We start from the raw sequence: 15,265 nt of genomic DNA on the forward strand, positions 1-15,265 counted from the left end.
CCTGGGACTTGAGTGAGGGAGAGAGCAGCTGGAGATCGGCCTTGGCGCAGGACAAGCATCTTTTCTTCGTCACCGGCTGGAAATCCTCCGGTGCCGCGCCGCGGCCTGTCAACCCCCCGGCCGGCTATCGGACGGCCGTAGCGAATACTTACGGTCATGGTGACCGGGCACGGCCCTTGGACCCGCGGGCCGGGTCGAGGGCCACGCCATCGACGGATAACTACGAACCGATTGCGACCTGCCGGCTACCCGTGGTAGGACGTTCTGTCAAGTTCCGGGCCGCAGCACAGCCGTCGCGGAAATCCACCTCGCCCCGAGCGGGAAACCGGACCGGCGCCACCTGGCAGCTCGGACGTGGCCGATCGCCGAACCCGCCCTGAACTCCGACGCGTTGCCGGGACGGCTGACAGCCCCCTCAGGATGAGTGCGACCCGATCCGTGGACGGCATGCATGGACCACATGCATGGACCGCATACATGGCCGCATGCACGGACCCGACGAACTCGATGGAGTACCACCGTGCCGACAGCTGATCCCTCTCCACACTTTCCCGATCCGCATCTTCCCGAACGGCAGTGGCACGCTCCGGTTCCGGATACCGGTGACACCGGTGACCCGCACAGCCGGGTCGTCATCGCCGGAGGTGGGCTCGCCGGCCTCGAAGTGGCCCGGCAACTGGCCGCTCTCGGTGTCGAGGACGTCCTGGTCATCGAAGCCGGACCCGCGCAGGATCTGTTGCACATCCATTCCGCACACAAGCCCGATCAAGCGCTGCGCACCTTCCTCGATCCCGCCGGCGACCCGCACTTCCACCGTCCTTGGATACCGGAATCCGCCCCGCATTACGCCGCCAACGCCGGTCTGCGCAAGCGCCTCGGCGGGCGCTCACTGTACTGGTACGGCGCGTCGCTGCCGGTCGAGAACTGGGCGCTGGCCGACTGGCCGGAATCGATCGTGAAAGACCTGCGCGGCTCGTGGCGGGGCGGCGGACCGCTCTACGAACAGGTCGCGGCGGACCTCGGAGTGGACCCGAACCGGCTCGACCGGCAGCAACCGGTGCTGGAGCTCGGAGGTTTCCGTCTCGTCCGCACCCCGCAGGCCGAAACCCGGTTCGGTGACGACGGCCGCTGGTACGCCTACTCCCCTCTGGACCACTGGCGGGACCCCGTAACGGGCGCCGCGTTGGACGGCCCGCGCGGCATCCGGTTCCTGTGCGGCACCGAAGTCCTCTCGGTTGACATCAAGGACGGGCGGGCCCGCGGCGTCCTCGTCAGGGAAACCGGCCCGAACGCCGAGCCCCGCCGGATTTCGGCGGACTCGGTGGTCCTGGCAGCCGGGACCATCGAGAGCAGCAGACTGGCCATCCAGGCGCTGTGCGCCGTCGACCCCGGCCGCCCGCCCCGCCTGGACGGGCTTACCGATCACATCGTCCAGGGCTTCTTCCTGCGCGTTCGCGACGCCGGTGATGCTGGTGATGGCGGTGATTCCGGTGACGGTGGTGGCGGTGATGCCGGCGGCGGCAGTGCATCCCATGGCCTGTCGGGCATCGCATCCGGTTCGTACGTGGCCGCATGCGAGGACGTCGTCCGGTCGAACCTGTTCATCACGGTTGAACGGCCCGAACCCGGCGTCCTTCTCTTCGACGTGCGGCTCACCGGGGAGCAGCTGCCCGGGACGGGGAGCCGCGTGACGTGCGAGCCGGGCGGCGCGTACCCGTGGCGCACCACGGTCACGGCGAATCTGGCCCCGGCCGACCGGGACGTCGTCGGACGCCAGCACCGGGTGCTGGAGGAGGTGTGGCGCCGGCTGGCCGCCGAGTTCGGTCTCACCGCCACGCCCTTGGCTTTCGACGACTTCGACCACCCGGTTCGCACCAACGCGTTCGTGCTGCCGGAGTCGATCGGCGCGGAAGCGTCCGAAGGGCCGTTCACGTGGTCGAGCCTGCTGGGTACCGAGGACCACGAGGGTTGTACGTTGCCGCTGGGTGAGGTACTCGACGACCGCCACGCATTCGCCGCCGTCCCGGGTCTCTACGCCTGCGGGCCGGCGACCTTTCCTCGCATGGGCGCCGCCAACCCCTCGCTCACGACCCTGGCACTGGCGCGGCGCCTGGCCCATTTCCTGGCCGAGACTGAAGCTGCGGCCGAGACTGCGGCCGAGACTGATGACCGGAAGCCGCACCGAGGGACATCGGAGGCACAGGCGTGATGTTCGCGGACAAGCGTGTTCTGGTCACCGGAGCGTCGAAAGACATCGGCCGGGGCATCGCGCTCGAACTGGCCGGCCGCGGAGTGACCGTCGTCGGCACGTACAACACCGGCGCGGCCGACGCGGAGGAACTCCTTTCCCTCGGCGTCGAGGAGATGGTCCACCTCGATTACTGCGACCGGGAGGAATCAGCGGCCACGCTCGCCCGGCTGGCCGCCGCCGGCCCCTTCCACGGGCTCGTGAACAACGCCGCGGTGATCGAGTTCACCTCCTGGGAGTCCAGCCTGGAATCCTGGGACAGGGTGTTCGACGTCAACCTCCGGGGCCCGCTGGCCACCGCGATCGCGCTCGCTCCCGCCATGCCGCCCGGCAGCTCCATCGTCAATATCTCCAGCACGGCGGGGGCGACGGGCTCATTCAACGCACTCGCCTACTCGGCGAGCAAGGCCGCCCTCACCAACCTGACGAAGAGCCTCGCCAACGTGCTCGGGCCGGCCGGAATCCGGGTCAACACCGTCTCGCCCTGCTATATCGATGCCGACGCGCCCGCGGAATCAGCCGGATTGACTCCGCTGAGGCGCAATGGGTTCCCCGACGACATCGCCTCGGTCGTGGCGTTCCTGCTCACCGACGACGCCCGCTTCGTCACCGGCACGGAAATCACTGTGGACGGCGGGTACACGGCTGCCGATGCGCTCGCGAAACGCGCGTACGACGGGGGCTGACCGATCGAAGCGGGCCGGCCGGGGGCGCCTCCTCCCCCAAAGCGCCAGTACGGCGCAGACGACGGCCATCGGGGCGGTCATCAGGAGCGTGACCGGTGTGGTCTCCAGGCCCGCGCCCTCGGACAGAAGGATGCCTGAGACGAGGGAGAGGACCATGTTGTTGCCGGCGTGCGCAAGACTGACGACCCAGACGCTCCCGCTGCGCACATAGAGCCGCACCAGGAGCGCCTCCTGGAACTGGAAGGAAACCGTCCAGGCCAGCAGGCCGACGAGGACGCCCGGGAATTCGATGTAGCCGGCGAAAGCCAGCGGGTAGTGCCACGACGCCCAGATGAGGCCCGTGAGCACGGTGGCCTTCGCGGAGCTGCCGGGAGAGAGACGGGGGCGCAGATAGCTGGTCCAGCCGAACTCTTCGCCACCGTAGATCGGTGTCAAGAGCGGTAGAACGGCCATGAGCAGCAGGACGAATGCCCACGCGGGCATGCCGCCGGCGAAGTCCCGGAGCGGGGTGAGGTCCGGGGTCCACAGTCCCAGTGCCGCCGCCAGTCCCATGGTGGCGGCGGTCAGCGCCAAGGGGCCGAGCCAGGCAGCGGCGTAATAGGGCCACGCGCTGCGCAGCCGCAGGCGCAGGCCGGAATCCGCGAAGCCCTCCTTGGTGACCCAGCGGCGCACCACGGCCGCCGCAATGGCCGGCATGAACCCGAAGGGCAGCTGTACGAGGGGATTCTCCAGCGACAGGCCGCAGGCGAAACGGACCGTGAAGACGTAGGCCCAACTGGCTCCGAAGCAGATGACGAGGAAGGCCGTCACCCCCTTCTTCCTCGTCCGGTTCTCTCTCATCCGGCTCTTCTTCATCCCGCCTGATTCCGGCGACAACGCCTTCGATGCCATGAACGCACCCCCGCTTTCCCCATGTTGTCTGCAAGTGCACGGCAACTTTCGCCGGGCGGGGCGGTCGGCACATCCCGGTAGCGGGGGAACCCGCATCTGGCTCTTGCGGGGGAAGTCCGCGGCGAGACGCGAGTGCGATACTCCCCGGCGTGCGCACGCTCATACCTCCGCCGTTCCTCGCGGATACCTGCAAAAGCTGGCTCCACGCGTTTCTCGGCGCCGCCGCCGGCCTGCCGGCGCTCGCGGCGGCGGTCCTGGCGGTCGCGGCGGCCCCGGCCGGCTGGCCGGGGCCCGTACGCGCGGCTCTCTGCCTCGTCGTCTGGTCCGGGCTCTGCGTCGCGGCCGGCCGTCTCCGCGTCGCCCGGTCCGTATCCGTACGGCTGGCCAACAGCCTGCTGGACACGGCCCTGCCCGCTCCCGGCCACTCAGTCACAGGAGCGGACGCACAGCCGCACCGCCTGCGCACAGGTGCGTGGCTCGTCCTGCACGGGCTGCTGGGCGGGGCGTCGATCACCGTCTCCGGGCTCCTCCTCATGGTGGCCGCCGCCCTCCCCACCGCCTGGCTCAGGGGCGGAGACAGGATCACCGTGTTCCTGCCCGTGGACGTGGCCGGCGGTGCGCCGGGGCTGTGGACGCTGCCGGCCGCCGCCCTGCTCCCGGCCCTGGCCGTTTGCGCGGCCAAGGGCGCGGGCTCCCTCTTCAGGCGGCTGGCTCCGCCGCTGCTCGGCCCGCTTCCCGCCGAGCGGCTCGCCGCGCTCGAAGGCCAAGTGCGCGTGCTGGCACAACGCAACAGACTCGCCCGGGAGTTGCACGATTCGATCGGCCATTCCCTGACCGCGTCCACCATTCAGGCCGCGGTGGCGAAGGAACTCGTGGAGACCGACCCCGCTGCGGCCCGGCGCGCCCTGACCGGGCTGGAGGAGGTTTCCCGCGCGGCCCTGGACGACCTCGACCACGTCCTCGGCCTCCTACGGGAGGGCCGGACGCCGACGTCCCCGCCGTTCTCACTGACCGACCTGCACGCTCTGGTGGACCGGGTGCGCCGGACCGGGACGGATGTCTCCTCCGACGTCACCGGTGACATGGCGGGCGTACCGGCGACCGTATCCCGGGAGGCGTACCGGATCGTCCAGGAGGGCCTCACCAACGCCTTGCGCCATGGCGGGCCGTCCGAGCCCGTCGGCCTGCGGGTGGCCGCCACGGCGGCGTGGCTGGAAGTGGAGGTGACCAACCGGATCAACCCGATCAACTGGATCAACCGAATCGCCGATCCGGTGCTCGCCACGGCTCGTCACCCGCTCGCCGGCCGTGCCCACCGCCGCGGCAACGGTCAGGGCGTCACCGGCATCAGCGAGCGCGTGCACCTGCTCCGCGGGGAGGTCTCCGCGGGCCCCGACGCCTCCGGCACCTGCTGGCTGCTCGCCGTCCGCATCCCGCTACGGTCGGCGCCATGACCACGACCGCCACCGTCTCCCTCCTCGTCGCCGACGACGAGGAGCTCACCCGTACCGGCCTGCGCACCCTGCTGTCCGCCAAACCGGGACTCGACGTCATCGGCGAGGCCGCCGACGGCCACCAGGCCCTGGCCCTCGCCACCGAGCTCCGGCCCGACGTCGTACTGATGGACGTACGCATGCCCGGGATCGACGGCATCGAGGCGACCCGCCGGCTCCAGACCGCTCTCCCCCGGCCGCCCAAGGTCGTGGTGATCACCACCTTCGAGAACGACGAGTACGTCTACGACGCCCTGCGTGCCGGCGCGAGCGGCTTCGTCCTGAAGCGGGCGCCCTCGGAGCAGATCGCCCATGCCGTACGCCTGGTCGCCACGACCGACTCCGTCCTCTTCCCCGACGCCGTCCGCAGACTCGTCGCCGCGCGGCCCTCGCCACCGGCACGCCCCGCGCGCGGCGTGCCCCCGCTCACGGGCCGCGAGGCCGAGATCCTCCGCCTCATGGCGAGGGGCCTGTCCAACCCGGACATCGCCGGCCGGCTCGTCGTCAGCCTGGAGACCGTCAAGACTCACGTGAGCAACCTCCTGGCCAAACTGGGCGCCCGGAACCGCACCCAGGCCGTGATCCTCGCCTACGAGTACGGCTTCGTCGTCCCCGGCACGGGAAGCCCGGCGGTGGACCGGCCTGTAGATACGCGATTGAGTCACAGCTGAGTGCGGGCCAAAAGGCAGCGACCGAAAGACAGTCGTCGAAAGGCAGTCACCGAAAGGCAGTCACCGAAAGGCAGTCGTCGAAAGGCCGCAATGGCAGGCCGGGATGGCCGCGGCAAAGTGGCCTGCCAGGCACGCCGGCCCGGCGCGTCGCGGTCGCACTCCGTGCGCTGGTGCGGGCTCCCTGTGCGCCCCTCTCACCGCTATGTGCCCCTCGAAACCATCATCTGTCGCAGAAGCTCTCTCACAGGAGATCACCCCGGATCACTATCATGACGAATAGTAATTAGTCTGCCACCGAAGGTAACCGATGGAGTCTGATGGCGATGCCCTGCGAGGGGAATCCGCGAGCGGTACCGATCCGGTCCGCACCGGTCGAACATTTCAGATCGCCGAGGTGACCGCCCGGCCGATCGCCATCCGGTGCATGGGCCGCTCCTACCGTGCCCGTGCACAGGGCGACACCGTCGTCTTCCACGACGTCACCGACATCACTCGCCCCGTCGTCCTGGGGGAGGCTCACCGCACCGGCAACGGCACCTGGGACATCGTCACGGCACGTGGCCGGAACCTCCCGCCGGCCACGGAACTGCTGCCCGTCCTCGTGGCCCTCCGCCACGCCTACTGGCCCTGAGCCCTCCCCGCCCCGGCGCCCGGCCCGGGTCACAACCCCGCGGCGTCGGCGAGCAGCCGGGCCACCTGCCCGTGACCTGCCCGGTTGGCGTCGTCCAAGGGCGTCCCGCCCCAGCGGTCCACGGGCTTCGGGTCGACCCCCACGGACAGGAGAAATTCCACGGTGTCACGGTGCCCCTCAGACGCGGCCAGGTGCAGGGCGGTGCGTCCGTCGTAGTCGGTGGCGCCGAGGGAGACGTTGCAGGCGGCGAGGCGGCGGATCTCGCTGAGGTCACCCCGGCTGGCGGCGAGGCACAGTCCCACGATGCCTTCGATAGCACTCTGCTGACGCTTGAGGCGGGGGTCGCGCTTGCCGGTCCCGGCACCGGTGCCGGTGAGCAGGTCGTAGGTGTGGATGTTGTAGCAGTCGACCAGGCGCCGGCAGACCTCGATCCCCCGCACCGAATTCCCCTGGGCATCCAGACGGGGCGACCAGATGGCTATGCCCATCAGCTGGGGCACGACCAGCATCAAGGCACCGGACACCCCGCTCTTGGCGGGCAGTCCGATCGTGAAGGCGAACTCGCCCGAGAAGTCGTACATGCCGCACGAGGACATCAGTGACAGGCAGTGGCGCACCGTCTGGGCGGAGAACACGGGATCCTCCGTCAGCGGGCACACCCCGGCATTGGCCAGAGAAGCCGCCGCAACGGCCAGCTGCTGCGCGTCCACCTCGATCGAGCAGCACTGGAAGTAGAACTCCAAGGTGGCCAGAAGGTCCGTGCCGGACGGGAAGGCGCCGCGTTCCCGCATCGAGTAGCCGAGGGCGAAGTTTCGGTCCGCGGTGTTGCGCTCGGACAGATAGACGGAATTGTTGAAACCGACGCTGCGCCCGCCCGCGAGGCGTTTCCAGGTCTCGGCCACGTAGTCGAAGCGGTCCGCGGCGTCCAGGCCGCGCCGGATGAGCGCGCAGCTCATGATGGCCCCGGCATTTATCATCGGGTTGTGCGGCAGGCCCGCCTTGTTGAAGGTCAGCTCGTTGAAGCCCTGGCCGCTCGGCTCCCGTCCCACATAGCGGTGGACGGTGTCAGGCCCGTGCTCCTCCAAGGTAATGCAGTAACTAACGGTCTTGGACACCGACTGCAGGCAGAATTTCACTCCCGCATCCCCGATCGAGAAACGCTGCCCGTCCACCGTGCATACCGAAATCGCGAACTGGTCCGCATCCACCCGCGCGAGCTGGGGAATGTACGCGGCGACCGCGCCCCTCCGGTCGGCGCGGACCTCCTGGTAGATGCGCTGGAGATCGTCCACGAGCGCGGGGAAGTCAGGAACCGCGAGCTCCCCGCGGGCCGCCCGCTCGATGAGGCCCCGGTTGAGCCGGGTGGCGGCGGAGAACTCCTCCGCCGTCAGCAGCAACGGTTCGGCCGGCGGCTGAGCGGAACACGCGCGGTCCAGATTGGCAATGGTCTCGGCGATCCTGGGGTCGTCGGGCAGGATGCCCGCCTCGCACAGCACCTCCAGCAGCAGATCCGGGGAGAGCCGGCCGGACGAGTCATGCTCGAAGCAGCCGAGAACACCCGCATGAGTTCCTCCGCCCCGGCAGCGAAGGGCACTGGGCACGGAGGGGCGTTCCGCAGGCCGCTTCCCAGGTCTCGCAGCGGCCAAAGAACTCCTCCGATCAGGGCAGCAGGCAGGTCCTTGTGCCTTGCCGGAAAACCGGCCGACGGGCGTCGCGGGCCGAGCCGTGAGGTAGCTGAGAAGCCCTGCGCCGTCCCGGCAATCCCCACCGCACCGACGATTCCCGGCCACCAGAGACGAAAACCAGCCTCACCGGAACAGGCGCACTCAACCTGGTGGTGCGGTTGCGAAGCCCGGGGCATCTCACTCCCCACGCGCCGTACGCCCGGACGCGCTCCGGCGCGGATCGGCGCGTACCGTCAATGCGCAGGCGGGTCGCACCGCACATCTCGGTACGGGCTCGCTACCGGCGAGCTGCGGTGGCGGAGGGCAGCTCATCGAAGCGGTCGCGGTACTCGCCGGCGAAGCGCCCCAGGTGGGAAATGCCCCACCGGTAGGCAATGGTGCTGACGTGATCGGTGGAGGCGAGGATGTCCTCGCGGATCCGGTTCAGCCTCAGGTTGCGCACGTACGACATGGGGGACAGTCCGAGCCGTGCGCGGAATGCGGAGCTGACGGTCCGCGGACTACAGCCTGCGGCGGCGGCAATGTCAGTGAGGGTGATGCGTTCGGCGATGTTCGTTTCGATGAACGCGAGAGCCGCACGCAAAGAGCGCGGGTGACCGGGCTGAGGGCCGTCCCGCAGCTCGGCGGTGTGGGTATGGGGCTGGGCCAGCAGCAGGGCGGTGACGATGCACCGCAGCTGGCTGCGCTGGAGCTCCGCACGCTGGAACAAGAAGTCTCCCGAGTCCAGTTGCTCCACGAGGGAATGCACCAGCAGCCGTACCGCCCGGCCCTTCGGCCCGGCCAGGTCCAGGGGGAAGTCGAAACGCACGGTGGACACCGGCAGGTGCCCGGTCAGCGCGGCGAACTCCTGATCGACCAAGGCGGCATCGATCTTCAGCCCCAGGAACCGCGTCCGGCCGCGGCGGCAGGGGCGCAGTTCCTGGGTGTCTCCGGGGTTGACGACTCCCGCGGTGGTTTTGTCGAGGGTCGTGCGCAGGGTGCCCCGGGACGCCACGATTTCTCCGGCAACACCGATGTTGACGAAGTAGGAACCGCGGCCGGCCGCTGCCGAAGCGACGCGGACGCCGAGCGGCGAGGCGAAGTAGCCGATCGCGAAATCGGGGGCGGCCGCACCGCGCAGTTCGTGATCTCCGCCGCGCAGGCCGTGCAAGCCGTGCAGGGGGGAGGTAGTGATCGAGCCGCCGAACAGCCGGGTGGCGGCATTGAGCAGGTCGACAGGATTCCGGGACCGGGTGATGCGGAAGTCTCCCAGTGGAGCAGCCACGGCTTCACCTCCCATGTCCTGCTGGCCCATCGGCCGACGGCTCGGCGTCCAGCAGGACGAACAAGATAGTGCAGGGGGCGTCGGCACCGGTGTCACCGGCACGTCGTGCGGACGGCAGACCGCCGAAGCGCTCTGCGCGTCGGGGTTGGGGGTTACGCGGGCTCGGCCATCCGGCGGTGGCAGGCATCGACCAGTCGGTACGCCTCGTCGTGACGCTGTGCCTGTTCCAGCCCGGCGATCTCCACCGAGGCCCGGACGAGCGTTCGGCAGCGCGGTGCGCGCCGGCTGACGAACGACGCGAGCCCCGCGCCGACCGACTCGCGTCGTTCGAGCTCCTCGGCCAGCACGAGCCCGTCCTCGATGGCCAGGGCCGCGCCGCTGGCCATCTGCGGTGCCGGCGCATGCGCGGCATCACCGATGACGACGGCGTTCCCGCGGTTCCAGGCGCTCTCCAGCAACGCCGTCTGCACCGGACGGCGTACCACCGACTCCTGCACGGACACGAGAGAGCTGGTCTCCCCCACGCGCCCCGGGAAGACCTCCAGCAGCTGTTGGAGGCGCGGGGCGAGCTCGGCGTCGGGCAGGGTGCCCGCCTCCACTCCGTTCTCCGTCAGGAACACATACGCCTGGCTGTCCGAAAGGGGAACGAGACCAGCCGTGTTGACCTTGCCGGCGAAGTGATGGACACCCGTCGCCCACGCCGGGCGCGGCACCAGAGCCCGCCACACCATCTGCCCGTGGTAGTCGACCGAGGTCTCAAGCCCCAGCAGGCCCCGGACCGACGAGCAGATCCCGTCTGCACCCACCAACAGCGCGACCCGCCGGACCGTCCCGTCCGAGAACCGGACACGGACCAGCTCGTCCTCCTGGTCCACCGCCACGACCGTCATCCCGTGGTGCACCACGACACCACTCCGCTCGGCCGCCTCGTGCAGGATCCGATGCAGTACGGGGCGCGCCATGCCGACCATCGCCGGCCGCTCCGCGCCGAGGAGGCGCGGCAACCGGACCCGGCCCGCGGGCTCGCCGTTCACGTCCACATGCGTGATCACACTCAACCCGTAGCCCTCGGCCAGACACACCTCCGCAAGGCCCAGCTCGTCCAGCGCGCGCAGCGACGGTCCCGTCAGGCAGAGCCCCCATCCGGACGTCGTCCTTTCCGGGCCGGCCGCCTCGGCCATCTCGACCCGCCACCCCCTACGGGCCAAAGCCGATGCCGCCGTCAGCCCGGCCACGCCGGCGCCCACGATCACGGCCGTCCGCACGCCACGAAAGGTGTTCATATACGCCTCCTGAGCCCCGAATTCACCGAACCCTAGGAGCCGCCGCCGCTCCGCCTTATCCGCATCGGGACGCGACCATCCACTCCCGGCAATCGATTACCGCGGCGCGTCCGACACACGTACTCGTACTTGTACTTGTACTTGTACTTGTACTTGTACTTGTACTTGCACTTGTCGCCGAGCTGTATCCCAGCTCGCCGGGACCCGGCCTGATGGAGGTCCGGTAGATTCGACGGACTGCTGATCGGCAAGGGGAGCGGCCGGGTGCCGCGTGTGGGACAGGGGGCCGGGGGGTGCGGAGCGGACAGGGGCAGGACCGCCGCCGGGAAGCATTGCTGGAGTGCTGGCGCGCCATCGAGCTGTTCGGTCCGCCGGGCATCCCGGCGTTGCCCCGGCGGCGCTCCGCCGCGCGGTCCGGCCCGAGGGACGAGTACGTCGTCGACCTGACGCCGCTGCCGGGACGGATACCGCCGCACCTGCCGTGGGATGCCGACCATCCGGAGACGGGCGCGCGCCGGGCGCCGTACGGCCGGATGTGGCGGCACGAGATCTACTGCGGGGTCTTCGATCTGGAGCTGCTCCGTCAGGCGATGATCGCGGTGTTGCCCGCGGGGACCGATCCGGATCCCGGTGTGCCGCAGTCCGAGCTGACGCTGCCGGGCCAGAGCGCGATGTTCGCCCTGGTCCTGGACGATGAGGGGCGACCGGTCGAGGACACGTCCGTGATCTCCGCCTGCGCCTGGGCGACCGGCCGCCTCTTCGATCCGGGACCGTCCGCGCCGGGCTGGCTGGACGGCTTCGAGGACCTCGACGACGCGTTCGGCACGGCGATCGACGAGCTGACGGCCACCGCGATTCCCTACGGCTCCACCGCCTCGGCCCCCGGCGCGGCGTACGGGCAGCGGCCCGGCTCCGGCAGCAGGCCGGGAACCGCGGCCGGGGCCGGCCGTGTGAGCTGGCAGCGACTGCTCGGCGAGATCCTGGGCGAGGCCGCCGTCGGCGCGGTCGGGGCCCTGTTCGGCGACGTCGTCGGCGCCGTCCTCCAGGGCGCGGCTGAACCCCTGGTGCGCCGCGCCGCCGACTGGGCAGCGGCCCGCCGGCCTGCCGAGGACCAAGTCGAGTCCGGGCATCCGGAGGATGGCAGGAGTGTTCCCGAGCGGGCTCCGGCCGACCCTGCGGACATGCCGGAGGCGTCCAGGGATGGCTCTGGTCCCCGCGCGCTCACGTTCGCCGATCTCGTCGCCCTGACCGCGCAGATCGCCGACCTGTGCGGGGTGCAGGACCATCTGCGACCCCAGGTGATCCGGGTGCGGAGCAGGCTGGTCCACCGGCCTCGGGACCCGCAGGCGAAGGTCGCCGCCGCGGCGCCTTTCCTGAACAGCCTGTTGCCTCCCGATCTCGCCCGGGTGGCCGGGGCCCTCGGTAAAGGGATCGGCCCGGCACTGGACGCGTACCTGACCGAGCACGATGCCATTGCCGTGGGGATGCGGACGGATGTGCGCCGGGAGCGCGGAGTCGTCCTGGCCGGGGTGAGTCCGGAGCTGGTTCCGCCGGGGCGGTGGCCCGCGCCGGCACGGTACCCGCTCGCGCTGAGCCAGCAGTTCGCGGTCGACCGGATGCTCGCCGACCGCGCGGGCACCGAAGGCGGGATGTTCTCCGTGAACGGGCCGCCCGGCACGGGCAAGACGACGATGTTGCGCGACCTGGTCGCCGCGCTGGTGGTCGAGCGGGCGGCGGTGCTGGCGACGTTCGACCGGCCCGGACAGGCATTTACCGGTCCGGCGTGGCGAGGCAAGGACCGGCAGGGCAAGCACGCGCGATTCGTGTCGCGGCTCGACCCTCGGCTGACCGGGTTCGAGATCGTGGTCGCCTCCTCCAACAACGGCGCGGTCGAGAACGTCACTGCCGAGCTGCCCGGTATCGGCGCGCTCGGTGAGCACTGGCACGGCGGCCCCGATCATTTCTCCGACCTCGCCTCCGCCCTCCTCGGCGGCCAAGCGTGGGGCCTGGTCGCGGCGGTGCTCGGGAACAAGACCAACCGCAAGGAGTTCGGCGACCGGTTCTGGTGGGGCCGGCTGCCGGAGAAGGAGGCCGAGGCCCGGTCCGCAGCAGGACTGCCACCGCTGCGCGGCATGCAGGCTGTCCTGAGTGACTGGATCCCGCCGAGGACTCCGCCCGGCGGCCGGCGCCCCGCCGCTCCGGCGAGCCGGGACGCGGCGGGCAGGGACGCGGCGAACCGGAACGCAGCGGGCCAAAACCCGGCGTCCGGCCCCGCCGAGCCCGTGCCGTCGTGGACCGCCGCCGTCGCCGCGTTCCGCACCGCCCGGGCCGAGGTCGAGCGCCTGCGTGCCGAGCGTGCCCGGCTGGCCTCGGCGCTGGCAGCCGTCGAGTCCCCGTCGGCCGGGCAGCGGATCGCGGACCTGGAAGCCGCCGTGTTCCGCGCAGACCAGCAGGTCACCGCCGCGGTGTCCGCCCTGGAACGGGCCACCGTCTCCACCGGCGAAGCCCGGAGTGCCACCGCGGCGGCCGAGGCCGGACACCGGGCGGCCGCCGAGCGCGTACCACGAGCCCAGCAGGAGCTTGCCGCCGCCCGTGCGGACCTGTCGGCCGCTCGTGAGCTGGCCGCGCACCACCGCGAGTACGTCACGGTGCTCACCGCCCGTCAGGACGCACCACCTGCCGTCCGGCGGGGCCTGCGCGGCGGACTACGGCACCTGTTCCAGAGCTCCGCCGACCGGCAGGCCGCCGAAGAGCAGCAAGAGCGTGCCCGGGCCGAGAACGCGCAACTGCTCGTCCAGCAGCGCGCCGCCCTCGACGACTCCCTGGAGCGGGTCGCCGCAGCCGTACGCGCCGAATCCCTGGCCGAGGACCGGAACTCCCGGTCCGCCACCGCCGTCGACGAGGCCGCCGCCGGCCTCACCACCGCCCTCGCGCACGAACAGACCACGCGCGCCCGGCAGGCTGCGGCGGACACCGCACTGCGGCGGGCCCGGCAGGCCGCTGACGCGGCCCGCCACGACCTGCGGGCCGCCGTGACCGAGCTCAACGAACGCCACCACGAACTGCAACACGCGGCTCGGACTCTGCCTTCACTGCCGCTCAACTGGCTCCACCTCGACGAAGCCGACCAGGAACTCGGCTCCCCCTGGTCCGACGAGGCGTGGTCCACCGCGCGCAGCGACCTGTTCCTGCGCGCCCTCGACCTGCACCGCGCCTTCGTGGCCGGGGCTGCGAAGAGGGTCCGCGGCAATCTCCAGGTCCTGATGGAGCTGATGGCGGGAACCAGTGGGCCGCTGCCCGACGAAGAGGTCGAGCGTGCCTGGCAGACCCTGTTCCTCATGGTGCCCGTCGTCTCCACCACGTTCTCCTCCGTCGGCAGCATGTTCGCGCGCCTCGGCCGGGAGTCGATCGGCTGGCTGCTCGTGGACGAGGCCGGGCAGGCCACCCCGCAGGCCGCCGTGGGCGCACTGTGGCGCGCCCGCCGTGCCGTACTGGTCGGCGATCCTCTCCAGCTCGAGCCCGTCGTCACCATGCCCACCGCTCTGCAACGCCGGCTGCTGCGCGCCTACGGCGTCGACGAGCGGTGGCTGCCCTCGGCCACCTCGGCGCAGGCCGTGGCCGACCGGTCCAACCGGTACGGCACCTACCTGCCGGCCCCGGACGGGGACGACGAGCACGTCTGGGTGGGTTCACCGCTGCGAGTCCACCGCCGCTGCGAAGAACCGATGTTCACCGTCAGCAATGAGGTCGCGTACGACGGCCTCATGGTCTACGGCACCGCGCAACAGGCGTTCCCCGACGGGGGACGGGACGGGCTGCTGCCCAGCCGCTGGCTCAACACCGACGACCCCGCCCGCCCGGCCGACGCACCGTGGGGCGAACGCGACCGCCGTGCCTTCGAGTTCGTCCTCGGCCTCTTGGACCGGCACGGCGTGGGCGTCGAGCGCGTACGCGTCATCGCCCCGTTCCGGGCCCTCGTCGCCGAGTGCAAGAAGGTCTGCCGCGGCCGTGAGGGCTGGACCGTTGAACTCCTCGACGAACGCTGCGCCACCGTCCACCGAGCACAAGGCAAGGAGGCCGACGTCGTCATCCTCGTACTCGGCGGCGGCCGCCCCGGAGCCCGCGAGTGGGCGGCCCGCACCCCTCATCTGCTCAACGTCGCCGCGAGCCGTGCCAAGCGCCGCCTCTACGTCATCGGTGAGCGCAGCTTGTGGGCCCCGCTCCCCCATTTCGACGTCCTCGCCCGCGAACTGGTGGAATTCAACCACCTGCGTGACCGCACAACCTGGCCGCCGACGGCCGATGACCAGGACTAGGCGGCTTCCTTCGGATCAGCGTGCTGACCGAAGGAAGCCGCCTGCGAGGTGGAGTCCGGCGGGGTGAACGCCTGCGATGTGCCGGCACCGGCGGTCC

Annotated in this window: 9 protein-coding genes and 1 pseudogene; 6 read left to right on the forward strand and 4 right to left on the reverse strand. The window is 70.8% G+C overall.

Translation table 11 applies throughout. The annotated features are described in order from the left end of the window. Positions 1–520 precede the first annotated feature (520 nt). The gene (locus D7231_RS24090) at positions 521–2,209 is read left to right on the forward strand and encodes a GMC oxidoreductase (protein WP_158673812.1); all 1,689 of its coding nucleotides are present in this window, start codon (positions 521–523) and stop codon (positions 2,207–2,209) included. Beyond that, positions 2,209–2,832, forward strand: a pseudogene (locus D7231_RS24095) (SDR family NAD(P)-dependent oxidoreductase); the annotation flags it as partial. The gene D7231_RS24090 and the pseudogene D7231_RS24095, both read left to right, overlap by 1 nt. Here the strand turns inward: D7231_RS24095 and D7231_RS24100 are convergent. Further along, entirely contained in the window at positions 2,764–3,825 is a 1,062-nt protein-coding gene (locus tag D7231_RS24100) for a CPBP family intramembrane glutamic endopeptidase (protein ID WP_241999887.1), read from the reverse strand. The pseudogene D7231_RS24095 and the gene D7231_RS24100 sit on opposite strands and share 69 nt — an antisense overlap. 149 nt (positions 3,826–3,974) lie before the next feature. Between D7231_RS24100 and D7231_RS24105 the strand changes: the two genes are divergently transcribed. The 3 genes from D7231_RS24105 (at position 3,975) to D7231_RS24115 (ending at position 6,620) form a co-directional block, all read left to right on the forward strand. Next, positions 3,975–5,279: a sensor histidine kinase gene (locus tag D7231_RS24105; RefSeq protein WP_241999888.1), complete on the forward strand. Its 1,305-nt coding sequence runs from the start codon at positions 3,975–3,977 to the stop codon at positions 5,277–5,279. Then, the gene (locus tag D7231_RS24110; protein ID WP_120757630.1) at positions 5,276–5,989 is read left to right on the forward strand and encodes a response regulator; all 714 of its coding nucleotides are present in this window, start codon (positions 5,276–5,278) and stop codon (positions 5,987–5,989) included. Before D7231_RS24105 ends, D7231_RS24110 begins: the two co-directional genes overlap by 4 nt. A 394-nt stretch (positions 5,990–6,383) precedes the next feature. Next, positions 6,384–6,620, forward strand: a complete 237-nt coding sequence (locus D7231_RS24115; RefSeq protein WP_120757631.1) for a hypothetical protein — start codon at positions 6,384–6,386, stop codon at positions 6,618–6,620. A gap of 29 nt (positions 6,621–6,649) precedes the next feature. On the opposite strand, the gene glsA is transcribed toward D7231_RS24115, so the two are convergent. The 3 genes from glsA to D7231_RS24130 form a co-directional block, all read right to left on the reverse strand. Continuing rightward, positions 6,650–8,221: a glutaminase A gene (glsA, locus tag D7231_RS24120; RefSeq protein ID WP_120757632.1), complete on the reverse strand. Its 1,572-nt coding sequence runs from the start codon at positions 8,219–8,221 to the stop codon at positions 6,650–6,652. A gap of 361 nt (positions 8,222–8,582) precedes the next feature. Beyond that, a complete protein-coding gene (locus tag D7231_RS24125) occupies positions 8,583–9,599 on the reverse strand; it encodes a helix-turn-helix transcriptional regulator (RefSeq protein WP_241999890.1) in 1,017 nt (338 codons plus the stop codon). A gap of 122 nt (positions 9,600–9,721) precedes the next feature. Beyond that, positions 9,722–10,852 (reverse strand): FAD-dependent monooxygenase, encoded by a 1,131-nt coding sequence (locus tag D7231_RS24130; RefSeq protein ID WP_241999891.1) that lies wholly within the window; start codon positions 10,850–10,852, stop codon positions 9,722–9,724. A 293-nt stretch (positions 10,853–11,145) separates the two neighbouring features. Between D7231_RS24130 and D7231_RS24135 the strand changes: the two genes are divergently transcribed. Beyond that, positions 11,146–15,168 (forward strand): DEAD/DEAH box helicase, encoded by a 4,023-nt coding sequence (locus D7231_RS24135; RefSeq protein ID WP_147449797.1) that lies wholly within the window; start codon positions 11,146–11,148, stop codon positions 15,166–15,168. Positions 15,169–15,265 lie beyond the last annotated feature (97 nt).

Source organism: Streptomyces klenkii, assembly GCF_003626645.1.
In the GTDB taxonomy this organism is placed as follows: Bacteria; Actinomycetota; Actinomycetes; order Streptomycetales; family Streptomycetaceae; genus Streptomyces; species Streptomyces klenkii.

Bases quoted from the DNA above. Each gene is read 5' to 3' on its own strand.
- D7231_RS24100 (WP_241999887.1), bottom strand. From the start codon at position 3,825: ATGGCATCGAAGGCGTTGTCGCCGGAATCAGGCGGGATGAAGAAGAGC.
- D7231_RS24110 (WP_120757630.1), top strand. From the start codon at position 5,276: ATGACCACGACCGCCACCGTCTCCCTCCTCGTCGCCGACGACGAGGAG.
- D7231_RS24125 (WP_241999890.1), bottom strand. From the start codon at position 9,599: ATGGGCCAGCAGGACATGGGAGGTGAAGCCGTGGCTGCTCCACTGGGA.
- D7231_RS24130 (WP_241999891.1), bottom strand. From the start codon at position 10,852: ATGAACACCTTTCGTGGCGTGCGGACGGCCGTGATCGTGGGCGCCGGC.